At 72.1% G+C, this 23,341-nt stretch carries 22 protein-coding genes; 6 read left to right on the top strand and 16 right to left on the bottom strand.

The genetic code is table 11. The features are described from left to right. Positions 1-21: 21 nt before the first annotated feature. Both AC1QRC_RS11685 and pyrR read right to left on the bottom strand, forming a co-directional pair. Positions 22-954: an aspartate carbamoyltransferase catalytic subunit gene (locus AC1QRC_RS11685; protein ID WP_484203477.1), complete on the bottom strand. Its 933-nt coding sequence runs from the start codon at positions 952-954 to the stop codon at positions 22-24. Continuing rightward, complete coding sequence (gene pyrR, locus AC1QRC_RS11680) at positions 951-1,556, bottom strand: bifunctional pyr operon transcriptional regulator/uracil phosphoribosyltransferase PyrR (RefSeq protein WP_484203476.1); 606 nt, start codon at positions 1,554-1,556, stop codon at positions 951-953. Before pyrR ends, AC1QRC_RS11685 begins: the two co-directional genes overlap by 4 nt. A 195-nt stretch (positions 1,557-1,751) precedes the next feature. On the opposite strand from pyrR, the gene AC1QRC_RS11675 reads away from it, so the two are divergent. Together AC1QRC_RS11675 and AC1QRC_RS11670 are read left to right on the top strand one after the other, a co-directional pair. After that, positions 1,752-2,363: a nucleotidyltransferase domain-containing protein gene (locus AC1QRC_RS11675; protein ID WP_484203475.1), complete on the top strand. Its 612-nt coding sequence runs from the start codon at positions 1,752-1,754 to the stop codon at positions 2,361-2,363. 39 nt (positions 2,364-2,402) lie between these two features. Next, the gene (locus tag AC1QRC_RS11670) at positions 2,403-3,470 is read left to right on the top strand and encodes a hypothetical protein (RefSeq protein WP_484203474.1); all 1,068 of its coding nucleotides are present in this window, start codon (positions 2,403-2,405) and stop codon (positions 3,468-3,470) included. A 92-nt stretch (positions 3,471-3,562) separates the two neighbouring features. Here the strand turns inward: AC1QRC_RS11670 and nusB are convergent, their stop codons facing one another. The 3 genes from nusB to AC1QRC_RS11655 all read right to left on the bottom strand — a co-directional run bounded on the left by nusB (position 3,563) and on the right by AC1QRC_RS11655 (position 5,102). Continuing rightward, positions 3,563-3,976, bottom strand: coding sequence for a transcription antitermination factor NusB (gene nusB, locus AC1QRC_RS11665; protein ID WP_484203473.1), 414 nt, complete (start codon positions 3,974-3,976; stop codon positions 3,563-3,565). A gap of 6 nt (positions 3,977-3,982) precedes the next feature. Further along, positions 3,983-4,543 carry an elongation factor P gene (gene efp, locus AC1QRC_RS11660; protein ID WP_484203472.1) on the bottom strand — a complete coding sequence of 187 codons (561 nt, stop codon included), beginning with the start codon at positions 4,541-4,543 and terminating at the stop codon, positions 3,983-3,985. A gap of 118 nt (positions 4,544-4,661) precedes the next feature. Next, positions 4,662-5,102 (bottom strand): type II 3-dehydroquinate dehydratase, encoded by a 441-nt coding sequence (locus AC1QRC_RS11655; RefSeq protein ID WP_484203471.1) that lies wholly within the window; start codon positions 5,100-5,102, stop codon positions 4,662-4,664. 30 nt (positions 5,103-5,132) lie between these two features. Between AC1QRC_RS11655 and AC1QRC_RS11650 the strand changes: the two genes are divergently transcribed. After that, complete coding sequence (locus AC1QRC_RS11650) at positions 5,133-6,737, top strand: glutamate synthase-related protein (protein WP_484203470.1); 1,605 nt, start codon at positions 5,133-5,135, stop codon at positions 6,735-6,737. Here the strand turns inward: AC1QRC_RS11650 and aroB are convergent. From aroB to AC1QRC_RS11605, 9 genes are read right to left on the bottom strand one after another with little or no spacing between them, the layout of a single operon-like run. Further along, a complete protein-coding gene (gene aroB / locus AC1QRC_RS11645) occupies positions 6,716-7,798 on the bottom strand; it encodes a 3-dehydroquinate synthase (RefSeq protein ID WP_484203469.1) in 1,083 nt (360 codons plus the stop codon). The two genes, AC1QRC_RS11650 and aroB, sit on opposite strands and share 22 nt — an antisense overlap. Further along, complete coding sequence (locus tag AC1QRC_RS11640) at positions 7,795-8,304, bottom strand: shikimate kinase (protein WP_484203468.1); 510 nt, start codon at positions 8,302-8,304, stop codon at positions 7,795-7,797. Before AC1QRC_RS11640 ends, aroB begins: the two co-directional genes overlap by 4 nt. Further along, on the bottom strand, positions 8,297-9,550 hold the full coding sequence (gene aroC / locus AC1QRC_RS11635) for a chorismate synthase (RefSeq protein WP_484203467.1): 1,254 nt from the start codon (positions 9,548-9,550) through the stop codon (positions 8,297-8,299). Before aroC ends, AC1QRC_RS11640 begins: the two co-directional genes overlap by 8 nt. A gap of 21 nt (positions 9,551-9,571) precedes the next feature. Further along, a complete protein-coding gene (locus AC1QRC_RS11630; RefSeq protein ID WP_484203466.1) occupies positions 9,572-10,324 on the bottom strand; it encodes a prepilin peptidase in 753 nt (250 codons plus the stop codon). Further along, a complete protein-coding gene (locus AC1QRC_RS11625; protein WP_484203465.1) occupies positions 10,321-11,160 on the bottom strand; it encodes a shikimate dehydrogenase in 840 nt (279 codons plus the stop codon). The genes AC1QRC_RS11630 and AC1QRC_RS11625 overlap by 4 nt, the downstream gene beginning before the upstream one ends. 3 nt (positions 11,161-11,163) lie before the next feature. Next, positions 11,164-12,495, bottom strand: coding sequence for an endolytic transglycosylase MltG (mltG, locus tag AC1QRC_RS11620; RefSeq protein WP_484203464.1), 1,332 nt, complete (start codon positions 12,493-12,495; stop codon positions 11,164-11,166). Continuing rightward, positions 12,492-13,004, bottom strand: coding sequence for a Holliday junction resolvase RuvX (gene ruvX / locus AC1QRC_RS11615; RefSeq protein WP_484203463.1), 513 nt, complete (start codon positions 13,002-13,004; stop codon positions 12,492-12,494). The genes mltG and ruvX overlap by 4 nt, the downstream gene beginning before the upstream one ends. 6 nt (positions 13,005-13,010) lie before the next feature. Further along, entirely contained in the window at positions 13,011-15,689 is a 2,679-nt protein-coding gene (alaS, locus tag AC1QRC_RS11610; RefSeq protein WP_484203462.1) for an alanine--tRNA ligase, read from the bottom strand. Between the two features lie 33 nt (positions 15,690-15,722). Beyond that, entirely contained in the window at positions 15,723-17,024 is a 1,302-nt protein-coding gene (locus tag AC1QRC_RS11605) for a replication-associated recombination protein A (RefSeq protein ID WP_484206627.1), read from the bottom strand. A 438-nt stretch (positions 17,025-17,462) separates the two neighbouring features. Between AC1QRC_RS11605 and AC1QRC_RS11600 the strand changes: the two genes are divergently transcribed. Next, positions 17,463-18,242, top strand: coding sequence for a GNAT family N-acetyltransferase (locus tag AC1QRC_RS11600; protein ID WP_484203461.1), 780 nt, complete (start codon positions 17,463-17,465; stop codon positions 18,240-18,242). 36 nt (positions 18,243-18,278) lie between these two features. Here the strand turns inward: AC1QRC_RS11600 and AC1QRC_RS11595 are convergent, their stop codons facing one another. Further along, positions 18,279-19,769, bottom strand: coding sequence for a phytoene desaturase family protein (locus AC1QRC_RS11595; RefSeq protein ID WP_484203460.1), 1,491 nt, complete (start codon positions 19,767-19,769; stop codon positions 18,279-18,281). Positions 19,770-19,990: 221 nt separating this feature from the next. Here AC1QRC_RS11595 and AC1QRC_RS11590 point away from each other — a divergent pair, with 221 nt between their 5' ends. Next, positions 19,991-20,647 (top strand): maleylpyruvate isomerase family mycothiol-dependent enzyme, encoded by a 657-nt coding sequence (locus AC1QRC_RS11590; protein WP_484203459.1) that lies wholly within the window; start codon positions 19,991-19,993, stop codon positions 20,645-20,647. Here the strand turns inward: AC1QRC_RS11590 and aspS are convergent. Next, positions 20,628-22,457, bottom strand: coding sequence for an aspartate--tRNA ligase (aspS, locus tag AC1QRC_RS11585; RefSeq protein ID WP_484203458.1), 1,830 nt, complete (start codon positions 22,455-22,457; stop codon positions 20,628-20,630). The two genes, AC1QRC_RS11590 and aspS, sit on opposite strands and share 20 nt — an antisense overlap. A 68-nt stretch (positions 22,458-22,525) precedes the next feature. Here aspS and AC1QRC_RS11580 point away from each other — a divergent pair, with 68 nt between their 5' ends. Beyond that, complete coding sequence (locus AC1QRC_RS11580; protein ID WP_484203457.1) at positions 22,526-23,338, top strand: hypothetical protein; 813 nt, start codon at positions 22,526-22,528, stop codon at positions 23,336-23,338. Positions 23,339-23,341: the final 3 nt, after the last annotated feature.

Genomic DNA, 23,341 nt, shown 5'->3' with positions numbered 1-23,341 from the left:
GGCTTGACGTGATCGTGGCGCTCATGCGGTGGTCCCTTCGCCGGACAGCAGGTGGTAGAGGATCGACATCCGGACCGCGACTCCAGCCGAGACCTGGTCCAGGATCAGCGACTGGGCGGCGTCGGCCGCGTCGCCGGAGATCTCCAGCCCGCGGTTCATCGGGCCGGGGTGACAGATGACGGCATGGTCCGGGAGGAGACGCAGGCGGTCCTTGGTGAGGCCGTACGTGACGGCATACTCCCGGGCGGTGGGGAAGAACCCGCCGCTCATCCGCTCCCGCTGAACCCGGAGCATCATCACGGCATCGACGGTCGGCAGCACCGCGTCCAGGTCATGGGAGACCGTGACGTCCTCGGCGTGTGCCCAAGGCCCCATGCCAGCGGGGAGCAGCGTCGGCGGCGCCACGAGGGTGACCTTCGCGCCGAGTTTGCGCAGGCAGAGCAGGTTGCTGCGGAAGACCCGGGAGTGGGTCAGGTCGCCGACCATCGCCACGTGCTTGCCCTCGAGGTCACCGAGCCGGTTGCGCATCGTATAGGCGTCCAGCAGCGCCTGGCTCGGGTGCTCGTGGGTGCCGTCGCCCGCGTTGACGATGGAGCACTTGGTCCACTGCGCGATCTGCGCCGGGGCACCGGAGGCCATGTGCCGGATGATCATCATGTCCACGCCCATGGCGTCGATCGTCATCACGGTGTCGCGCAACGACTCGCCCTTGGAGATCGAGGTGCCCTTGCCGGTGAGGTTGATGGTGTCGGCGGACAGCCACTTGCCGGCGAGCTCGAAGGAGCTGCGAGTGCGGGTGGAGTCCTCGAAGAAGAAGTTGATGATGGTGCGGCCGCGCAGCGTCGGCAGCTTCTTGATCTCACGGTGCTGCACCTCGTGCATGCTCTCCGCGGTGTCCAGGATCTCCAGGATCTCCTCGCGGGCGAGGTCCTCGATCGAGAGCAGGTGCTTCACTGTGCCTCCCCCGCCCCCGAGATGACGACCCGGTCGGCGTCGTCGACCTCGCTCAGGCGCACCGAGACCCGCTCGGACTTGGCGGTCGGCAGGTTCTTGCCGACGTAGTCGGCGCGGATCGGTAGCTCCCGGTGCCCCCGGTCCACCAGCACCGCCAGGCGGACCGCCTTGGGCCGGCCGAGATCGGCCAGGGTGTCCAGCGCTGCCCGGACCGTGCGGCCGGAGTAGAGGACGTCATCGACGAGGACCACGACCTTGTCGTCGATCCCGCCCTCCGGCAACTCCATCCGCTCCACCTGGCGCACCGGCTGGGAGCGCAGGTCGTCGCGGTACATCGTGATGTCGAGCGTCCCCACCGGCACGTCGACCCCCTCGACATCGTGCAGCACCCCGGCCATGCGCCGTGCGAGCGGCGCGCCACGGGTGGGGATCCCGAGCAGGACGAGGTCCTGCGCCCCCTTGTTGGCCTCGAGGATCTCGTGGGCGATCCGGCGCAGCGCCCGGGCGATCTCCGGCTCTGCCAGCACCACCCGTCCGGCTCCTGCGGCGGTCTCGCCGGTCGCCCCCTCGTGCTGGGGAGCCTGGTCACGGGCAGGGCACATCAGGCCCACTCTCCTTCCCCGCCTCACAGGACGGTGGTTAAAGGATCTGCGTCGGTCACCCCACCCTACCTCGACCGGCCCTCTCCCCCCCACCGGACGCACCACCTGGCGGTCCCCCCACCCCACCGGACGCACCACCTGGCGGCCCCTCCACCCCACCGGACGCACGACCTGGCGGCCCCTTACGGTGGGCGGGTGGATTCGGCATACGGACGCTGGGAACCACTGGGTCTCGGCGCGGCGGTCGAGATCTTCCACCCGACGCCGGTCCGATGCTGGATCACCGGCGGACACGCACTCGAACTGCACACCGGCAGGTCATGGCGGGCGCACGACGACATCGACGTCGCTCTGCTGCGCCAGGACTGCCCCTCGCTGCTCGGCCGCCTGGAGTCCAGCACCGGCTGGACGGCGTGGGTGGCGGCAGCGGGAGTGCTCAGCCGGTATGCCGGGCAGGACCTCGACGTGGAACGTCACGAGAACAACGTGTGGATGCGCCGGGGCGAGGACGGGCCATGGGTGATGGATCTCACCGTGTCGCACGGCACGGACGAGTCCTGGGTGTACCGCCGGGATGACGCGTTCATCCTGCCGTGGGAGGTGGCCGTGCTGCGGTCCCCGGACGGCATCCCGTATCTCGCGCCAGGGCTTCAACTGCTCTACAAGTCGGCCCGGCCGCGCGCGAAGGACACCCTGGACGCCCGCGAGACGATACCAGCCCTCAGCGCGGCCGACGCCGCACTGCTCAGGGCACGACTGCCCGTCGACCACCCGTGGCGACACCTGCTGGACGAAGCCTGTGGATAGCCGCGACGTCCCCTCCCCACAGGGGGCCAGTCTGGGGTGGTGGCCGACCTGTTTAGTGAACTCCCCCGCCCCTTCCGCTGGCGTGATGTGTCAGCGGCTGGCTTCACACGGCACCACCTGCGGCACGCCCTGAGCACTCGCGAGATCAAGCGGGTGGCCCACGGCCTCTACGTGCCATCCGTCACTGTGGAAGACGCTGAGCCGTGGGAGTTACTCCGCGCCCGTCACCTCGACAAGTGCGCTGAACTCCTGTCGCTGCATCCGGGGCACGCGGCCAGTCACCAGACGGCGGCAGTCCTGCATGGCCTCGATCTGCGACTTCATCCCGACATGCCCGTGCATCTCACCGCGATCGAGCGGTTCCCCACGTCGCGGCAGGTCGAAGGCGCCGTTCTGCATCATGCAGACTCCGTACAGAACGCCACGGTCGTGGTCGATGGACTGCGGGTGACGACCGTCCCACGGACCGTTGCTGACGTCCTGCGCACCTCCAAGCCCCCACACTCGGTCGCCGTGCTGGATGGTGCGGTGCGTGACGGGCTGGTGACCGCCGCAGCAGTTCGCTCGGAGTTGCGGGAACAGGTTCGATGGCGAGGGCGGCCAAGGGCCCTGGAAGCCTTCGCGCTGCACGACCCGCATCGGGAGACCTGGCTGGAGTCCTACTCGTTCGTCCAGTTCCACGGGTTGGGGCTCCCCCTCCCGCTGCCGCAGGTGGAGATCCTCGACGAGGGGTTCCACCTGGTGGGCCGCGTGGACGGTCTGCTGGAAGAGACCGGCACATTCCTGGAGGCCGACGGATCGGCCAAATACCTGCTGCCTATGAAGGATCAGGGGCTCAGCGAGACCGAGTCGATCCAGCAGTCGATGGCGCTGCAGCAGCAACGTCACGAGCGGCTGCTCGCTCTCGGTCTCACCGGCGCGCGATGGACCACGACGGAAGCGGTCCGGGAGCCCGAGGTCGTCGTCTCCCGGATTCGGGTAGCCATGCACCAGGGGCACCCCACGAAGTTCCGCGGGTGGCTACGCATCGGCGGTCAGGTGATGTCGCTCCACGAGGCCGCTCGCCTTCGCCCTGCACCCCCACCAGTGTCACGCGGGTTCTGGTGAGATCGCCACCTGGCGCGTCCGGTGCCCTTGGATGACCGCCACATGACGCGTCCGGTGGGGGTCTGGGACCGCCAACTGGCGCGTCCGGTCGACTAGGCGAGGGTGAGCTTCACCTCGGAGACACGCGCGAGGAGGCCGTTGACGAACTTCGGGGAATCGTCGGTCGAGAGGCGCTGGGTCAGCTCGACAGCCTCGGCGATCGCGACCGAGTCGGGGACGTCGTCGTTCCAGACGATCTCCCACGACGCGATCCGGAGGACGGCGCGGTCGACAGCGGGCATCCGGTCCAGCGGCCACCCCTGGCTGTAGGTGGACAACACCTCGTTGATCGCCGTCCACCGCTCCACGACGCCCCGCACCAGCTCGGTGGTGTACTCCGGCAGCGGGTGCTGCGTGGTCGGCGCGGCCACCCGCTCGGCGAGCAGGTCGGCAACGTTCACCTCGCGCAGTTCGGCCTCGAACAGCAGCTCAAGCGCGCGCTTGCGGGCCTTGGTCCTGGCTCCCACGAAGGGTCAGTTCACCCGGCCGAGGTAGGACCCGTCGCGGGTGTCCACCTTGACCTTGGTGCCGGTCTCAAGGAACAGCGGCACCTGGATCTGCGCGCCGGTCTCCAGGGTCGCCGGCTTGGTGCCGCCGGTGGAGCGGTCGCCCTGCAGGCCCGGGTCGGTGTGCGTGATCTCGAGCACGACCGAGGGGGGCAGCTCGATGTAGAGCACGGTGCCCTCGTGGGTGGCGATCATCGCCTCGCTGTTCTCCAGCAGGTAGTCGCTGGCGTTGCCCATCACCTCGGGGGACACCGGGACCTGCTCGTAGGTCTTGGAGTCCATGAAGATGAAGTCCGTGCCGTCGTTGTAGAGGTACTGCATGTCCGAGCGGTCCACCGTGGCGGTCTCGACCTTGGTGCCGGCGTTGAAGGTCTTGTCCACGATCTTGCCGGACGTGACGTTCTTCAGCTTGGTGCGCACGAACGCCGGGCCCTTGCCGGGCTTGACGTGCTGGAACTCCTGCACCTGCCACAGCCCGTTGTCCATGCTGAGGACCATGCCGTTCTTCAGGTCGTTCGTCGTTGCCACAGGCGTCTCTTTCGTATGCGGAGGGGCCGCCCCGGCGCGCGAGGGCACCACGGGAGGGGCTGCGGGATCGCAGACCAGTTTAACGGCTCGTCGGGGGTCGTCGCGATCCGCGACCCGTTCACCGCCCGGCGAGGGCCCGCAGCGCCAGCAGGTAGGACGCGGCTCCGAAGCCTGCGACGGTGCCCGTGGCGGACCGGGCCACCACCGAGGTGTGCCGGAAGGACTCCCGGGCCGCGGGGTTGGACAGGTGCACCTCGACCAGCCGCGAGCCGCACCCGACCAGGTGCGCGCAGGCGTCGCCCACGGCGTAGGAGTAGTGGGTGAAGGCCGCCGGGTTGAGCGCGACGTCCCAGCCGGCGCGGGCGGCCTCGTGCAGCCAGCCGATCAGTTCCGCCTCGTCGTCGGTCTGCCGACAGTCGACGGTCAGGTCCAGTTCGGCTGCGGCAGCACCGACCTGTTCGTGCACGTCGGAGAGGGTCAGGGTGCCGTAGATCTCCGGCTCCCGGCTGCCCAGGGCCGCCAAGTTGGGTCCGCTGAGGACGAGCACATGGCGCGACACGACGCCATCCTATGCGGCAGAGTGTCGGCCATGAACTGGACCAAGGCCCTGGCGCTCCCCGCTGCCGGGCTGGCCGCCCTGGCCGCCCGGGACCTGACCCAGCGCAAGCACGCGATCCTGCGCACCTTCCCCGTCGTGGGGCATTTCCGCTACCTGTTGGAGGGGGTCGGACCCGAGCTGCGGCAGTACATCGTCACCGACAACGACGAGGAGCGGCCGTTCAGCCGCGACCAACGACGCTTCATCTACGCCAGCTCCAAGCTGGAGAACCCCTACTTCGGCTTCGGCACCGACAACGACGTGGAGCACGCCGAGGGGTATGCCGTGCTGAAGCACCGCACGTTCGCGGAGGTCTCCCCGAGCACCCTGCCGCACTCCGGGGAGCAGGACGTGCTCCCGTGCGCCAAGGTGCTCGGGGCCGCCCGCGGCCGGGCCAAGGCGTTCCGACCGCAGTCGATCATCCACGTGTCCGCGATGAGCTTCGGGTCCCTGTCCGGCCCGGCGGTCGAGGCGCTGAACCGCGGGTGCGCCGGGGCCGGGGCCCTGCACAACACCGGTGAGGGCGGCATCTCCGAGCACCACCGCCAGGGCGCGGACCTCATCTTCCAGATCGGCACCGCCTACTTCGGGTGCCGCGACGAGGACGGCGCGTTCAGCCTGGAGCGGCTCAAGGACCTGGTCGCCTCGGCCCCCGTGAAGGCGATCGAGGTCAAGTTGAGCCAGGGCGCCAAGCCCGGTCTGGGCGGGATGCTGCCCCAGGCGAAGATCACCGAGGAGATCGCCCAGATCCGCGGTATCCGCCGGGACCGGGACTGCGCCAGCCCCTCCCGGCACGCCGAGTTCGACAGCGTCGACTCCATGCTGGACTGGATCGAGATGATCGCCACGGAGACCGGGCTGCCGGTCGGGATCAAGTCGGCCGTGGGCGACCTCGCGTTCTGGGAGGAGCTGGCCGAGCAGATGGCCACCACCGACCGGGGCGTGGACTTCATCGCGATCGACGGCGGGGAGGGCGGCACCGGCGCCGCGCCGCTGAGCTTCTCCGACTCGGTGTCGCTGCCGTTCCGGATCGGGTTCCCCCGGATGTACCGGCTCTTCGCCGAGCGCGGCCTGACCGAGGACATCGTCTTCATCGGCGCCGGCAAGCTGGGCATGCCCGACAGTGCCGCCGTGGCCTTCGCCCTGGGCGTCGACATGGTCTACGTGGCCCGGGAGGCGATGATCTCGATCGGGTGCATCCAGGCGCAGCACTGTCACAACGACCGCTGCCCGACCGGTGTCGCCACACAGAACCCGTGGCTGACCCGCGGGATCGACGTGCCGTTGAAGTCCGAGCGGGCCGCCAACTACCTGCGGGCCTGGCGCCGGGAGATGCTCAAGCTGGCGGAGGCCTGCGGGGTGGTGCATCCCGCGATGATCGACGCCGACCAGGTCGAGATCCTCCTCGGCAACCGCTCAGCGACCCCGTTGCGCGAGGTGGCCGGCTACGAGCAGGGCTGGGGGCTGCCGGCCGAGCAGGACCTGGCGGCGTTGCACGACCTGATGGCGCCGGCCAGCCGAGGCGGCAGCGCCCGCCGCTCGGCCACCTCACGGGGCGGCGCGCCGCTGCACCCTCAGGAGGAGACGGCCCGGTAGGCCTGCTCCAGCAGTGCCTCGTCGGGCCCGGTGAGCAGGCCGGGTGAGGCCAGCCCCTCCAGGACCACGAATCGCAGCGTGCTCCCCCGGGCCTTCTTGTCGCGCCCCATCGCCGCGCGCAGCGATGACCAGGAACCGCCGTCGTATGTCGTGGGGAGGCCGACCGCGGTCAGCAGCCGGCGGTGGTGGGCCACCAGGTCCTCCTCGATGAGGCCCGCGGCGCGGGCGAGTTCGGCGACGAAGACCATACCGACGGCCACGGCGTCCCCGTGGCGCCAGGTGTAGCCCTCCACCTGCTCGATGGCGTGGGCGAAGGTGTGGCCGTAGTTGAGGATCTCGCGCAGCGAGGCCTCCCGCAGGTCGGCGGCGACGACGTCGCTCTTGACCCGGACGGCCCGGGCGATCAGCTCCACGGTCACCGGCTCCCGGGGCCGGGTGGCTGCCGCGGGGTCCTGCTCGATGAGGTCCAGGATCTCCGGGTCCCGGATGAAGCCGCACTTGATGATCTCGGCGAGGCCGGAGACGTAGTCGCCGGGTGCCATCGAGTCCAACCAGGCCGGGTCGCACAGCACCGCCCGCGGCGGGTGGAAGGCCCCGACCAGGTTCTTGCCCTCGGCGGTGTTGATCCCGGTCTTGCCGCCGACCGCGGCGTCGACGACGCCGAGCAGCGAGGTCGGCAGTTGCACCAGGTCGACCCCGCGCAGCCAGGTGGCGGCGACGAACCCGGCGAGGTCGGTCGCCGCTCCCCCGCCCAGCCCCACCACGAGGTCGTCGCGGGTGAACCCGGCGCGACCCAACTCGGACCAGGCCCCAGCGAGCACGCCGACCTCCTTGGCCGCCTCGGCGTCCGGCACGCAGTGGAGGTGGGTCTCCCCACCGGCCGACGCGACCACCTCCCGCACCTGCTCGGCCAGATCCTCGCGGCCGGGCTGGTGCACCACCATGACCCGGCGGCCCTGGCGCACCAGGGCGCCCAGCTCGGACAGCACGCCCGGGCCGACGTGCACGGCATACTCGCGGCCCACGGGCACCACCTGTGGCTCGACCTGCGCCCCGCTCACTGCTCCCCCACCAGCTCCCGGACCTCGCCGGCGACCTCCTCGGGGGTGCGTCCGCCGGTGTCGACGCGGTGCGTGGCGACCGCCTGGTAGGTGGCCCTGCGGGCGTTCATCATCCGGGTCCAGCTGGCCCTCGGGTTCACCGCCAGCAGCGGTCGTGACCCGTCGAAGCCGACCCGGGACGCGGCGTCCCCGATGGCGACGTCGAGAAAGACCACACGGTGGCCCTGAAGCGACTCCTGCACGGTGGGGTCCATCACGGCCCCGCCACCCAGTGCCAGGACGCCGTCGTGCTCGGCGAGCGATCGCACCACCTGGGCACGCTCCAGCTCCCGGAACCGTGCCTCACCGTCCTCGACGAAGATGTCACTGATCGTGCGGCCCTGGGCGGACTCCACGGCGGCGTCGGTGTCCAGGAAGGCGACGCCCAGGTCCGTCGCGAGCAGGCCGCCGACCGTGGTCTTGCCCGCGCCGGGCGGCCCGACCAGCACGACCCGCGGGCTAGACATCCCAGTCCCCGCGCATGGTCTCGGGGATGGCGTCCAGGTAGGAGCGCAGGTTGCGGCTGACCTCGGCGACGGAGTCGCCACCGAACTTCTCCAGCACCGCGTCGGCCAGGACCAGGGCGACCATCGCCTCGGCCACGACGCCGGCTGCCGGGACGGCGCACACGTCGGACCGCTGGTGGATGGCGGTGGCCGCGCTGCCGTCGGTGACGTCGATGGTCTGCAGCGCCCGCGGCACGGTGCTGATCGGCTTCATGGCCGCGCGGACCCGGAGCACCTCGCCAGTGCTCATCCCACCTTCGGTGCCCCCCGAACGCAACGTCCGGCGGCGCACCAGGCCCTCCCCGTCACGCTCGATCTCGTCGTGCGCCTCGCTGCCGCGCCGGCCCGCTGTGCGGAAGCCCTCGCCCAGCTCGACGCCCTTGATCGCCTGGATCCCCATCAGGGCCCCCGCCAGCCGGGAGTCCAACCGGCGGTCCCAGTGCACGTGGGAGCCCAGCCCCGGCGGCAGGCCCCAGGCCAGGACCTCGACGACACCGCCCAGGGTGTCACCCGCCTTCTTGGCCGTGTCGATCTCGCCGACCATCGCCGCGGACAGGTCGGGGTCCAGGCTGCGGACCGGGTCCTCGTCCAACCGCGGCACGTCCGCGGCACGGGGCAGGTCCTCCACCAGCGGTGCGTCGTCGTCGGCCGTGGCACGGGAGGCGGTGCCGATCGCGACCGTGTGGCTGACCACCTCGACGCCACAGGCCTGCTCCAGGAAGGCTGCGGCGACGGCGCCCAGCGCGACCCGGGCGGCGGTTTCCCGGGCCGAGGCCCGCTCCAGGACCGAGCGCGCCTCGTCGAAGCCGTACTTCTGCATCCCCACGAGGTCGGCGTGGCCGGGGCGGGGACGGGTCAGCGGGCGGTTGCGGGCCAGTTCCTGGGGCGCTCCCACGTCGTCGGCCCTGGCCAGGTCGTCGGCGTCGACCGGCTCGGGTCCCATCACCGACTCCCACTTGGCCCACTCGCTGTTGGCGATCTGGAGCGCCAGGGGTGAGCCGAGTGTCACCCCGTGGCGCATACCGCCCAGGAAGCTGAGCCGGTCGGCCTCGAACGACATCCGGGCGCCGCGGCCGTAGCCGAGGCGACGCCGCGCCAGGGCGCCCTCCACGGCGGCCCGGTCCACCCGGACACCTGCGGGCAGCCCCTCCAGGACGGCGGTCAGGGCGGGGCCATGGGACTCCCCGGCGGTCAACCAGCGCAACATGGGGAGAATCCTGTCACGGGTTCAGAACAGCCCGGACAGCACGTCCGGCGGGACCATCGCCCCCAGCAGTGCACCGAGCATCATGGGCGGGCCGTAGGGCAGGTGCCCCCGGAAGGTGACCCGGCCCAGCACGAGCAGCGCCACGGCGAGCAGGCCCCCGAGGAGGAATCCCGCGTACATCCCGACCACCACGGGTTGCCAGCCGAACCAGCCCAGTCCGGCGCCCAGCAGCGCCGCCAGCTTGACGTCGCCCAGGCCGAGGGCCAGCGAGCCCCGGGCCAGGGACGTCAGCGCCAGCAGCAGGTAGCCGAGCCCGCAGGCGAGGCCGGCGACGAGGGCCCCGACCCAGGTGCCGAGCCCGCCGCCCAGCAACGCGGCGACCAGCAGGCCGAAGGTCAGGGTGCCCATGGTCGGCCACATGATGCGGTCCGGCAGCCGGTGCACGTCCATGTCCATCGCGGCCAGGCAGACGCAGGCGAGCACGACCACGAGCGTGGTCAGCAGGAGCACGAGTTGGATCCACCCCTCCCTCCCGCTGCCCACACCCGGGTCGACGACGTCCCCCACCCCGCGCGCGGGGTCGGACATCACGATGCGCCAGGTCAACGCGCCGCCGGCGATGGCCATCCACGGGGGGACCCACCAACGGCTACCGGGCAGCGGGAGCTCCTCCTCGTCCGGTTTGCGGTAGGTCACCCAGCGCAGCCACCGGGCCACGGGCAGGCCCGCCAGGGACAGTCCCGCCACGACGAGCGTCAGATACCAGGGGTTCATCCCGTGCTGACCTGGGGCAGGACCCCCGCGAGGGCCCCGCGCATCGCCGCCACCGGCGCGTCCCGCCCTGTCATCAGGTGCACCTGGGCCGCGGCCTGGTGCAGCAGCATGCTCCACCCGCCGACGACGGTGCGCCGGTGTCGGGCGACGTCGGTCGCGAAGGGGCTGGGCCAGGGTGCATACGTCACATCGAACACCACACCGCCCCCGGATACGGGAGCGTCGTCCACAGGCGGCGTGGCGCCCGGGGGCACCGTGCTCAACACCAGGTCCGCCCGCACCCGTCCCTCGGTGGCACCGGACGGCGCCCACCCCGCATACGGGACGGCAGTCACCGTGATCCCCAGGTGCGCGGCCAGCGCGGCCGTCTCCGGGCGCACCCGGTCCCGCACCACGAAGCGGACGGCCCGCACCCCGAGCCGGTGCAGGGCCACCAGGGCGGATCGGGCCGTGGCGCCGGAGCCGATCAGGTCGACGAGTGCCGGCGTCGTGACCCCGGCCTCCCGGAGTGCCTCGACCAGCCCCGCGACATCGGTGTTGTCCGCGCGCCAGCCGCCCGGGCACCGGGTGAGGGTGTTCGCCGCACCGACCAGCAGTGCCTCCTCACCGGCCTCCACAGCCAGCGCCAGCGCCTCCTCCTTGCCGGGCATGGTCACCGACAGTCCCGCCCAGGCTCCGTCCAGGCCCGCGACGTGCGCGGCCAACGCGCCCGCGGGCACCCGGTCCCGGTGGTAGGTCCAGTCACCCAGCCCGAGCGCGGCATACGCGGCCGTATGCAGCACGGGCGACAGCGAGTGGGCGATCGGGTCACCGACCACCCCGGCACGGCGCTCCATGGGTCAGCAGCGGTCCGGGTTCTCCCGGCACCAGGCGTGGAACTTCTTCTCCTCCTCCTGGTGCTCCTCGTAGGTCTCGGTGAACACCGTCTCGCCGGTGTCGGGGTTCACCGTCACGAAGAACATCCAGTCGCCCTCGGCGGGGTTGAGCGCCGCCTCGATCGCGGCCGCGCCGGGGCTGTTGATCGGCCCGGGCGGGAGGCCGGTGTTGCGGTAGGTGTTGTAGGGGTCGTCCACCTCGCGCTGCTCGTCGGTGGTCCCGGCGTGCCCACGGGCCTGGGCGATGAAGTGGATCGTGGAGTCCAGCCCGAGCGGCTCGTCGTCCTCCAGCCGGTTCTGGATGACCCGGGACACCTTGCCCAGGTCGTCGGGGTTGGAGGCCTCCCCCTCGATCAGGCTCGCGATGACGAGGGTGTCGTGCATGTCCTCGGAGCTCACGCCGAGGCTCTCGTAGCGCTGCTTGCCCAGGTTGACCATCTGCTGGAGCTGCTCCTGCGGCGTGTCGTCCGGGGCGAAGGCGTAGGTGTCGGGGGCGAGGTATCCCTCCAGCTCACCGTCGGCGCCCTCGGGCAGGTCGAGCGACTCGGGGTCGACCTCCTCGTAGTCGGCCACGTCGTTGCCGGTCTGCTCGGCGAGCAGCGCGAACACCTCGGAGACCCACAGGCCCTCCCGGACGGTGACCCGGGCGACGTTGCGGCTCTCCGGGTTCAGCAGCCCTTCCAGGGCCGCGCTGGCGCTCATCTCCTGGGCCAGGGTGTAGCTGCCCGGTTGGATCCCGGTGGCCCGCGGGTCGGCGGCGGCCACGTTGGCGAAGGCCTCGGCGCTGGCCACGACCCCGGCGTCGGCCAACACCCGGCCGATCTCGCCACCGCCGGCACCCTGCGGGATCTCCACCTGCACCTCACCGCTGCCGGAGCCCTCGAAGTCCTCCGGCGCCCCGCTGCCGAAGTCGAAGCTGGGGATCAGCCCGCCCAGGGCCCGGCCGCCGAAGTAGCCGGCCCCGAGCACGATCACCAGGGCCGCGACGATGGCGGTCCACCGCACAGCCGGGTTGTGGTGCTTGCGCTTGCGGCGCGGCTCCAGGTCGTGGTCCAGGTGGTCGTCGTCGGGGTGCAACCCCGCCGCGATCACGTCGTCGGCCAGCGTCTCGTCGTGCTCGGTCAGCCATTCCTCGTCCGCGCGGTGAGCATCGGCACCGTGCTCGTCCGTGAGATAGGCAGGTTCCTCGGCAGGGTGCTCCTCGTGGGCGTGCTCGTCGTGGCTTGGCTCGTCGTGCGGACGCTCGGCGTCCGGGGACTCACTGGTCGTCGAGTCGTTCTCAGGGGGTCGAGTCACGGCTGCGGTCCTTCGTGTCGGGCCGCGGACCTCTTGGTCCGTGGCTTGCGTGCACCCACGGGTTCGCCGGCCGGGCGACCGGTACTGCGTTCGGCGTCCAACGCCGCCTGCAGGATGAGCACTGCGGCGGCCTGGTCGATCCGGGAGCGGTGCGCTCGGCCGTGGACCCCGCTGGAGCGCAGGGCACGGTGGGCATCAACGGTCGTCAACCGCTCGTCGAACAGTGTCACCGCCACCGGGGCGAGGCGGAGGTGCAACGTTGCAGCGTAGTCGCGTGCGCGCTGCGCGGCTACTCCCTCGTCACCGGAGAGTGACCGCGGGAGACCGACGACGACCTCGATCGCCGCTGTCTCCGAGGCGATCCCGGCGATCTGGTCGACGTCGGCACCATCCTGCGGATCGCGCTGGAGGGTGGCGACGGGGGTCGCCAGCATGCCGTCGGGGTCGCTCTGGGCCACCCCGACCCTCACCTGACCTACGTCAACCCCCAGCCGCACACCGCGCCGCACGCCGGGCTACCTGGGCAGGCCCACGTGATCGGCAACGGCGTGCTCGACCGCAGCCAGGGCGGCCGGGACCTGGGTGGGGTCCTGGCCCCCGCCCTGCGCGAGGTCGTCCTTGCCGCCGCCCCCGCCACCCAGCGCCTGGGCGGCAGCCTTGACCAGGGCCCCGGCCTTCACCCCAGCCTCTCTCGCGGTGGGGTTGGTGGCGACGACGATGGCAGGCCGGTCGTTGTTCACCCCGGCCACGGCGACGACGGAGGCACGCTCGTTGCCCAGCCGTTCGCGCAGGTCGGTCGCCAGGGACCGCAGTTCGTCCCCGGCGACCCCGGTGCCGGCGTCGTGCGTCAGGACCCGGATCCCGGAGACGTCCTTGGCCTGCTCGACGAGCTGGCCCGCGGCCGCGAGCACCTGTTGCTGCCGCATGCCGGCGATCTCCCGCTCGGCCTCCTTCAACCGGCCCAGCACCTGGGACACCCGGTCGGTGAGGTGCTCCGGGCTGACCCCCACCAGGGAGGTCAACTCGGCCACGAGCGCCCGCTCCTTGGCCAGGTAGTGCAGGGCGTCCATCCCGACCAGCGCCTCCACGCGCCGGGAGCCGGAGCCGACCGAGGACTCCCCGATCAGGGTCAGCGCACCGACCTGGGAGGAGTGCCGCACGTGGGTGCCACCGCACAGCTCGCGCGACCAGGGACCGCCGATCTCGACAACCCGCACCTGCTCGTCATACGTCTCGCCGAACAGCGCGAGCGCCCCCTGCTCGCGGGCCTCGGGCAGGGTCATGTAGCTCGCCGACACGGGCAGGTCTTGCCGCAGCGCCAGGTTGGCGACCTCCTCGATCTCCGAGCGGGTCTCCGGCGACAGCGAGGAGTTCCAGGCGAAGTCGAGCCGCAGGTAGCCGGGCTTGTTGTAGGACCCGCTCTGCAGCGCGTTGGGGCCCAGCACCTGGCGCAGCGCCGCGTGGACGACGTGCGTGCCCGAGTGCGCCTGACAGGCCTGCACCCGCCAGTCGGGGTCGACCAGCGCCTGCACGCCGGTGCCCTCGGCCAGCTGGCCCTCCTCGACCTCGACGGTGTGCACGATGAGGCCCTTCACCGGGCGCTGCACGTCCCGCACCCGCAGCCGGACGCCGTCGGCCTCGATGATGCCCTCGTCGGCGATCTGACCACCGGACTCGGCGTAGAAGGGGGTGCGGTCCAGCACGAGCATGCCGCGCTGCCCCTGCTCCAGCACCGGCACCCGGGCCCCGTCGACGACGAGTCCCTGGACCGAGGCCTCGGCGGTCAGGGTCTGGTAGGCCAAGAACTCCGTGGCGCCCCGGTCCCGCAGCTCCCGCCACACCTCGGTGTCGGCGTGCCCGGACTTCTTGGCGCGGGCATCGGCCTTGGCGCGCTCCCGCTGCTCGGTCATCAACCGGGTGAAGCCCTCGCGGTCCACCGACAGGCCCTGCTCCTGCGCCATCTCCAGGGTCAGGTCGATCGGGAAGCCGTAGGTGTCGTGCAGCGCGAACGCCTGGTCACCGGCCAGTTGCCCGGCGCCTTCGGCCTTGGCCCGGGTGACGGCGGTGTCCAGGATCGTGGTGCCCTGGGCCAGGGTGCGCCGGAACGCGTCCTCCTCCGCGTAGGCGACCTGGCTGATCCGCCCGAACATCGGCTCCAGCTCCGGGTAGGACTTGCTCATGGCCTCCAGGCTGATCGGCAGCAGCTGCGGCAGCGCCGGGTCCTGCACGCCCAGCAGGCGCATGGACCGCACGGCACGGCGCAGCAGGCGGCGCAGCACGTAGCCGCGCCCCTCGTTGCCCGGGGTCACCCCGTCGCCCATCAGCATCAGGCCGGAACGGACGTGGTCGGCGACCACCCGGAACCGGACGTCGTCACCGTGGTCGGCGCCGTAGTGCCGCCCGGAGAGTTCCTCGGCCGCGGCGATGACCGGGTAGACCTCGTCGATCTCGTAGAGGTTGTCCACCCCCTGCAGCAGGTAGGCCACCCGCTCCAGACCCATCCCGGTGTCGATGTTCTTGTTCGGCAGTTCCCGGGCGATGTCGAAGTCGACCTTGGACCGGACCTCGGAGAGCTCCTCCTGCATGAACACCAGGTTCCAGATCTCCAGGAACCGGTCCTCGTCGACGACAGGCCCACCGTCGGGGCCGTGCTCGGGGCCGCGGTCGATGTAGATCTCGCTGCACGGGCCCCCTGGGCCGGGAACCCCCATGTGCCAGTAGTTGTCCTCCCGTCCCCGGCGCTGGATGCGGTCGTGCGGCAGCCCGGCCACCCGGTGCCACAGGTCTGCGGCCTCGTCGTCCCCCTCCAGCACGGTCACCCACACGGTGTCGGGGTCAAAGCCCAGGAACCCCTCGTCCTGGGACCCGGTGACCAGCTCCCACGCGTAGGAGATGGCCCCTTCCTTGAAGTAGTCGCCGAAGGAGAAGTTGCCGTTCATCTGGAAGAACGTGCCATGCCGGGTGGTCTTGCCGACCTCCTCGATGTCCAGCGTGCGCACGCACTTCTGCACCGAGGTGGCCCGCTCCCAGGGCGGGGTCTGCTGCCCCAGGAAGTAGGGCTTGAACGGCACCATCCCGGCGTTGACGAACAGCAGGTTCGGGTCGTCATACAGCAGCGGCGCGCTGGGCACCACCGTGTGGCCCTTGCCCTCGAAGAAGGACAGCCAGCGACGGCGGATCTCGGCGGTTTCCATGGGCTCCTCATGCTCGAACGGGGTCGGGACACTCTAACCGGAGGACTCCTCACCCCGGATGATCCCGCGCAGCTGGCGCCAGCGCGGGCCCAGCCGCTCCTCCCAGCCGCGGTCGGTGGGCTGGTAGTAGTCGGCGTCGACGAGGTCGTCGGGCAGGTACTGCTGCGGCCCCACCCCCGCCGGCTCGTCGTGGCTGTAGCGGTAGCCCTCCCCGTGGCCGAGGTCGGCCGCCCGTGCGTAGCCGGTACCCCGCAGATGGGCGGGCACTGCCCCGCCGCGCCCGGCGCGCACGTCCTCGATGGCGGCGTTGATGCCCCGGTAGGCCGCGTTGGACTTGGGGGCCAGGGCATTGTGGACGACCGCCTGGGCCAGGATGATCCGGGCCTCCGGCATCCCGATCTGGGCGACAGCGTGCAGCGCCGCGACCGCGGTCTGCAGGGCCGTCGGGTCGCCCATTCCCACGTCCTCGCTGGCGGCGATGACGATCCGCCGGGCGATGAACCGCGGATCCTCCCCGGCCTCCAGCTGTCGGGCCAGGTAGTGCAGTGCCGCGTCGACGTCGCTGCCCCGCATCGACTTGATGAACGCGCTGGCGACGTCGTAGTGCTGGTCCCCCGCCCGGTCGTAACGCACCGCGGCCTGGTCCACCGCCTGCTCGGCCGCCGCGAGGGCGATCACGACCTGATCCTCCTCGCGGCCTGCCGCGACGGCGTCCTCGGCGACCCCGGCGGCTGCCTCCAGCGTGGTCAGCGCCCGGCGGGCGTCGCCGCCCGCGATCCGGATGATGTGCTCCCGGGCCTCCGGCTCGAGGGTGAACCGGTCGGCCAGCCCCCGCTCGTCCTCCAGCGCCTCGTCGAGGACCTGCCCGACCTGCGCGTCGTCCAGGGACTGCAACCGGATCAGCATGGACCGGGACAACAGCGGCGCGATGACGCTGAACGAGGGGTTCTCGGTCGTCGCGGCCACCAGGATCACCAGGCGGTTCTCCACACCGGGGAGCAGCGCGTCCTGCTGGGCCTTGCTGAACCGGTGGATCTCGTCCAGGAACAGCACCGTCTGGCGGCTGTAGAGGCTGCGCTCCCGGGTGGCCTGCTCCATGACCGCCCGCACATCCTTCACCCCCGCGGTGACCGCGGACAGCTCGACGAAGGTCCGGCCCGCGGCCTGGGCCACCAGGTGGGCCAGCGTCGTCTTGCCCGTCCCCGGCGGACCCCACAGGATCGCCGACAACGGCCCCGCGGCACCGCCCTGTCCCTCGATCAACCGGCGCAGCGGACTGCCCGGGCGCAGCACGTCGGCCTGGCCGCGGACCTCCTCCAGGGTGGCCGGTCGCATCCGGACGGCCAGGGGCGGGCGCAGGTCACCCGTCTCGTCCACTTGCTGGGCGAACAGGTCGCCACCGTCGGATCCGGGCACGTGGGCAGGTTAACCCGCGCTGCTGGACGCACCGGGCATCCCGCGCCCGCCGACCCCCACCCGGTCTGGGGCAAGCGGTGCGGAGTCTCTCGTCATACCCCGGGATGACCCGGCACCGCCCCCCGGCGACCGACGTCGCACTTCAGAACGGTCCCGCGGATCGATGCGCGTGCGCACCCTCCCGGCGCAGGCTTGAGACATGAACGAGTACCCCTCCGACAACCTGGTGACCGCGCGCGCCGCGGCCTCCCTTCCGCCCCTGCTGCACAGCCTGGCGGCTGGTCTCCTCGCCGTCGCCGCGGCCTGGCTCGCGACCTGACCGCGGGCCGGCTCTCACCACTTTCCTACGATGTGGCGGTGCTCGACCGACCGCTCCGCCCCGTGGGCAGCCACCGGGACCTATTGGATCTGACCCGGGACGACCCGTTCGTCCGGTGGGCCGTCCCCGACCCGTTTGAGGGCGCCGTCCTCGCCGGCGCCGGTGCGGTCGCCGTGGAGCGATTGGGCACGCACCGGCACGGCCTGTGGTTGATCCCGCTGTCCACCGGCACCCTGTCCCCCGAGGTCGGGCTCGCGGACCTGCTCACCGGGTTGCGCGAGGAGGGGCATGTCGCGCGGCTCGGCGTGAACGGGCTGTCGATCCCGCAGCCGTATGCCGCGGTGCTGGCGGCGCACTTCGACCTCGCCGGCGGCGGCGAGTGGGATTTTATGTGGACCACCTCGGCGCCGGCTCCGGCCCGCGGCGAAGAGATGCTGGTGGAGTTGGACGACGTGGCGGATGCCGATGCGATTTCGGTCCTGTCCACGGAGCACAGCCCCACCGCCGAGGGTGAGCCGGGGACGGGCCGGACCGTCCTGTGGCTCGGCCTCCGGAGCGGTGACGGAGCGCTGATCGCGGCCGGCGGCATGCAGCTCCTGAACTCCGGGGCCCCGCACCTGGCCGGCATCGTCGTCCACCGCGACCACCGGGGCAGCGGACTCGGCACGGCCATCACGGCGGCACTGACCCGCCACGCGCTGGGAGCACACGGGGTGTGCACGCTCGGCGTGTACAGCGCGAACGCCACCGCCCTGTCCGTCTATCGCCGCCTCGGCTACCGCACCGCCTACCCCTGGCACAGCCGCCGCCTCGCCTGACGGTCGCCCGGTGCCCAGCCGTGGGCGCCGCACCGGTCAGCGGGGCCCGAGTGGAGGCACCCGCCTGATCCCGAACTCGCGCAACACCCGTCGTGCGGCGTGCAGGCCGGACATCCCGTGGACCCCGGGCCCCGGTGGAGTGGACGCCGAGCACAGCCACACCCCCGGCGCCACGGCATACGGGTCCCGCCCCCACGACGGCCGGGCGACCATGTGCCGCATCGTGACGAGTCCCCCCGAGATGTCGCCCCCCGGGTAGCCCGCGTTCTGCTCCGACAGTCGGGAGGCCGGGGTGACGACGCAGTCCACCACGACGTCGCGGAATCCGGGTGCGAACCGTTCCACCTGGGCCTCCGCCGCGGCGCGCAGGTCGCGCGTCGAGCCCTGCGGGACGTGCGCGTAGGCCCACAGCGGCCGCAGCCCCGAGGTCCCGAGCCGCCCGGGGTCGTGCACGGTGGGGTCGCTGACCAGCATCACCGGGTGCTCCGCATGGCGCCCCGCAGCGACCTCGGCCTCGGCCGCCCTGGCCTGGGCCACCGACCCGGCGAGGTGCACGGTGCCAGCCCGCCCTACCTCCGGATGTGCCCAGGGGACTGGCCCGGAGAGCACAAAGTCCACCTTGCACACGCCGGACCCGAGGGGCAGCTGCCGCAACCGTGACCGATGGGGCTCGGCCAGCAGCCCGGCGGCGACCGCGACGTGGGTGTCCAGGACCACGGCCCGCGCCGGGGGGATGTCCGCGCGGGACCGGACGGGGTGGTCGAGGACGAGCCTGCCCCCGTGGGACTCCAGGTCGGCGACCAGCGCCCGGGTGATCTCCCCGATGCCGCCGCGCACCAGCGGCCAGCCGGTCGGGCTGTGCGCCAGGGCACCCAGGTAGGCGGCGGTGCCCGCGGCCGCGAGCGAGGGCAGCGCAGTGATGCTGTGTGCGGCCACCCCGGTCACCAGGGCCGGGGCGACCTCGGCCCGCCACCACGGGTCGGTGACCGCGCGGGACAGCAGTCCCAGCGCCCGGGTGAACGCGGCCCCCGCCGCGGCCAGCCCCGCGGGCGTGGTGGCGGCCCGGGGCAGCGAGCGCTTGTCGGAGAGTGCCAGTGCCGCCACGTCCCGGTGGTGCCGCACCAGGGGACCCATGAGGGTGCGCCACCGGGGCCCGTCCTCCCCCAGCCCGGCCACGGTCCTGGCGAGGTCCCGGTAGGCGATGCCGGCCCGCCCATCGTCCAGCGGATGGGCGTAGGACACCTCGGGGACGATGAGCTCCACACCCCGGGCCGGCAGGTCGAACGCGGCAAAGAACGGTGACGACGGCGCGGCAGCGGGCACCGCGGCGCACACGTCCCGGAGCAGTCCCTCGCCCCCGGGTGCGCCGGGCGCCCGGAACGGCAGCGTCCGCACCCCGCCCCCCGGGCTCGGCTGCCCCTCCATCACGGTGACCCCCAGCCCGGCCCGCGCCAGGGTCACCGCGGCCGCGAGCCCGTTCGGCCCCGACCCGACGACCACGACGTCCGGCGCTGCGGGAGGGCTCACCCCCACACCCTACGGACCCCACCCCCACCGGACGTGTCGTCTGGCGGTGCGCACACCCCACCGGACGTGTCGTCTGGCGGTGCGCACACCCCACCGGACGTGTGGTCTGGCGGTGCGCACACCCCACCGGACGCCTCGTCTGGCGGTCAGGCGGGGCACCGGACGTGCCGTCTGGCGATGTGGGTCTGGTGCCCGGGAAGCGGCGGTGCCACACTCAGAGCGTGGGCGCGTTGACCCCGGTCCTGCGCACCGAGCGGCAGGCACTGCTCGACCTCCTGGAGACCCTGGATTCCCAGCAGTGGGCCACGCCCTCACTGTGCGCCGGCTGGACGGTCCAGGATGTGGCCGCCCACGCGGCATACGGGCAGTCGCTCCGGCCGCACGAGATGGTGGGCGAGTTGGCACGGTCCCGCTTCGGTTACAACCGGATGATCGCCGAGTCGGCCGTCCGGTGGTCCGGCCGAGGCACCGACGCCATCCTGGACCGGTTGCGACGCAATGTCGCCGAGGATGCCGGCCCACCCGGCCTGCCGCAGATCCTGTCCGTGGTCGACGCCACCGTGCACGCCCTCGACGTCCGGCGTCCCCTCGGACGGCCCCGCCCCGTGCCAGCCGAGGCCTTCCGCCCGGTCGCGAGCTGGCTCCTGGCCGCCCGCTGGCCGTTCACGATCCCGGTCAGTGGCGGCCCGTCGCGCCGGACGGCCGACCTCCGGCTCGTCGCACACGATGTGGACTGGACCCATGGCCAGGGACCCGAGGTCCGCGGCAGCGCCGAGGCGATGCTGCTCGTCCTGTCCGGACGTGGTGTGAAGCCCGCGGAGCTCGAGGGGGACGGCGCCCCCGAGCTCCTGTCACGGCTCAGCTCTCGGCCGGACTGACGTCCTCGACGCCCTGCACCGGCGGGGCGTCCGCCGCAGGCACCGCGTCGACCCCGGCCTCCTTGCGCTGGGCCGCGGTGATGGGGGCGGGCGCCGCGGTCAGCGGGTCGAACCCGCCACCGGACTTGGGGAAGGCGATGACGTCGCGGATGGACTCCGTCCCGGCCAGCAACGCCACGATCCGGTCCCAGCCAAAGGCGATCCCACCGTGCGGCGGGGCCCCGAACTTGAACGCCTCGAGCAGGAAGCCGAACTTCTCCCGGGCCTCCTCCTCGGACAACCCCATGATGGCGAAGACCCTCTCCTGGACGTCCCGGCGGTGGATACGGATCGACCCACCGCCGATCTCGTTGCCGTTGCAGACCAGGTCGTAGGCGTAGGCCAGTGCGGAGCCCGGGTCCTCCTCCAGGGTGTCGAGGAACTGCTCCTGCGGGGAGGTGAACGCGTGGTGCACGGCCGTCCAGGCGCCACCACCGACGGCGACGTCACCCGCGGCGACGGCCTCGCTGGCCGGCTCGAACAGCGGCGCGTCGACCACCCACAGCAGCGACCAGGCCGACTCGTCGATGAGGTCGCAACGGCGCGCGATCTCGGTGCGCGCCGCCCCGAGCAGCGCCCGCGTGGACTTGACGGCACCGGCCCCGAAGAACACGCAGTCCCCCGGCTTCGCGCCAACGTGGGCAGCCAGGCCGTCCCGCTCCGCGTCAGTCAGGTTCTTGGCGACCGGCCCGCCGAGCGTGCCGTCCTCGGCCACGGTGACGTAGGCCAGCCCCTTGGCGCCCCGCTGCTTGGCCCACTCCTGCCAGGCGTCGAACTGGCGCCGCGGCTGGCTGCCGCCACCGGGCATGACGACCGCCCCGACATACGGGGCCTGGAAGACCCGGAACGGGGTGTCGGCGAAGTACTCGGTGCAATCCACCAGCTCGAGGTCGAAGCGCAGGTCGGGCTTGTCGGACCCGTAGCGGGCCATCGACTCGGCATACGTGATCCGCGGGAACGGGGTGGGCAGGTCGACACCGATGACCTGCCAGACCGCCGTGGCGATGGCCTCGCCGAGCTCGATGACGTCCTCCTGCTCGACGAAGCTCATCTCGATGTCGAGCTGGGTGAACTCCGGCTGCCGGTCGGCGCGGAAGTCCTCGTCCCGGTAGCAGCGGGCGATCTGGTAGTACCGCTCCAGCCCCGCGACCATGAGCAACTGCTTGAACAGCTGCGGGCTCTGCGGGAGGGCGTACCAGGACCCGGGCTGCAGGCGGGCCGGCACCAGGAAGTCACGGGCACCCTCGGGGGTGGACCGGGTCAGCGTCGGGGTCTCGACCTCGACGAAGTCCCGCTCGTCCAGCAGGTTGCGGGCGGCCGCGTTCACCTTGCTGCGCAGCCGGAGGTTCTGCCCGGCGGCGCTGGCACCCGGGCGGCGCAGGTCCAGGTAGCGGTGCCGCAGCCGCGCCTCCTCACCCACGGAGACCCGCTCGTCGATCTGGAACGGCAGGGCCTCGGACTCGCTGAGCACCTCCAGGTCGCCGGCGACGACCTCGATCTCACCGGTCGGCAGGTCCGGGTTGGTGTTGCCGTCCGGCCGCACCCGAACGCTGCCGGTCACCTTGATGCAGTACTCGTTGCGCAGATCGTGGGCCCCGCCCTCGGCGAGCACCTCGTCGCGGGCCACCACCTGGACGACGCCGGAGGCGTCCCGCAGATCCAGGAACGCCACCCCGCCGTGATCGCGTCGCCGGGCAACCCACCCGGTGAGCGTGACGGTCTGGTCGGCGTGGTCGGCACGCAGGGTGCCGGCCCGGTGTGTTCGGAGCACGGTGGAACCTCTGGTCGGGATCGTGGTGGTCGCGTGGCGGTCTGCCACGCGGGCACCAGTCTACGGATATGTTGGACGACGCCCGACTCCACGACCCGAAGGACGTCCACGTGCGCCGTGCCATCCTCGCTCCGACCCTCACTGCTGCCCTCCTGCTGACCGCGTCGTGCGGCACCGAGGAGGAACCGCCGGCGGATCCGACCACCGCCTCCGACGTCGCCGACCCCATCCAGGACGACCCCGGGCGGGACGTCGGCGACGAGACCGAGCAGGACTCCGAGGAGGACACCGCCGCAGTGCCGCCCGCCGAGGAGGACGAGGAGTCGGAAGACGGCGAGGGCACCGAGACCGAGTCGGCCGAGCCGTCGGAGTCCGACGAGGCCGAGGAGACCACCGACGCGGCGGCACCCCCGGCCGAGGAGTGCTCCAGCAGCGGCTACACCCCGGGCGACCTGAACGCCGGCGACTCCCCCCAGCCCGTCGTCGACCAGGCGACCTCGCTGCTGGACGCCGCGGTCGGCTGCGACTCGGACGCGTTGATCTCCGCCGCCGAGGCGGACCAGCCGACCCTGTCCTTCGGGGAGACGCCCCCCGAGGAGGCCCTCGGGCTGCCCGACGTCGAGGGTCGCTACCTGGCTCTCGCGGTCCTGCTCACGGCAACCAGCCCGAGCCAGGAGACCTACGAGGGCGACGGCCCCGTCACGGTCTGGCCGGCCGCCTACTCCCTGGACGCGACCGACGAGGACTGGCAGGAGATCGTCGACGCCGGGCTCTACCCGCAGGAGGAGGTCGACCGCATGCGCGGCGCCGAGGGCTACTCGGGCTGGCGGGTCGGCATCGCCGGGGACGGCACCTGGCTCTTCTTCGTCGCCGGCGACTGACCG

The organism is Ornithinicoccus sp. (assembly GCF_057176825.1).
This window is presented reverse-complemented; position numbering and strand designations above follow the sequence as displayed.

Excerpts from the sequence above, each read along its gene's own strand:
- AC1QRC_RS11630 (WP_484203466.1), bottom strand. The coding sequence starts at position 10,324 with ATGAACCCCTGGTATCTGACGCTCGTCGTGGCGGGACTGTCCCTGGCG.
- pyrR (WP_484203476.1), bottom strand. The coding sequence starts at position 1,556 with ATGTGCCCTGCCCGTGACCAGGCTCCCCAGCACGAGGGGGCGACCGGC.
- AC1QRC_RS11580 (WP_484203457.1), top strand. The coding sequence starts at position 22,526 with ATGTTGGACGACGCCCGACTCCACGACCCGAAGGACGTCCACGTGCGC.
- AC1QRC_RS11640 (WP_484203468.1), bottom strand. The coding sequence starts at position 8,304 with ATGTCTAGCCCGCGGGTCGTGCTGGTCGGGCCGCCCGGCGCGGGCAAG.
- aroC (WP_484203467.1), bottom strand. The coding sequence starts at position 9,550 with ATGTTGCGCTGGTTGACCGCCGGGGAGTCCCATGGCCCCGCCCTGACC.
- AC1QRC_RS11650 (WP_484203470.1), top strand. The coding sequence starts at position 5,133 with ATGAACTGGACCAAGGCCCTGGCGCTCCCCGCTGCCGGGCTGGCCGCC.
- AC1QRC_RS11625 (WP_484203465.1), bottom strand. The coding sequence starts at position 11,160 with ATGGAGCGCCGTGCCGGGGTGGTCGGTGACCCGATCGCCCACTCGCTG.
- alaS (WP_484203462.1), bottom strand. The coding sequence starts at position 15,689 with ATGGAAACCGCCGAGATCCGCCGTCGCTGGCTGTCCTTCTTCGAGGGC.
- AC1QRC_RS11605 (WP_484206627.1), bottom strand. The coding sequence starts at position 17,024 with ATGCGACCGGCCACCCTGGAGGAGGTCCGCGGCCAGGCCGACGTGCTG.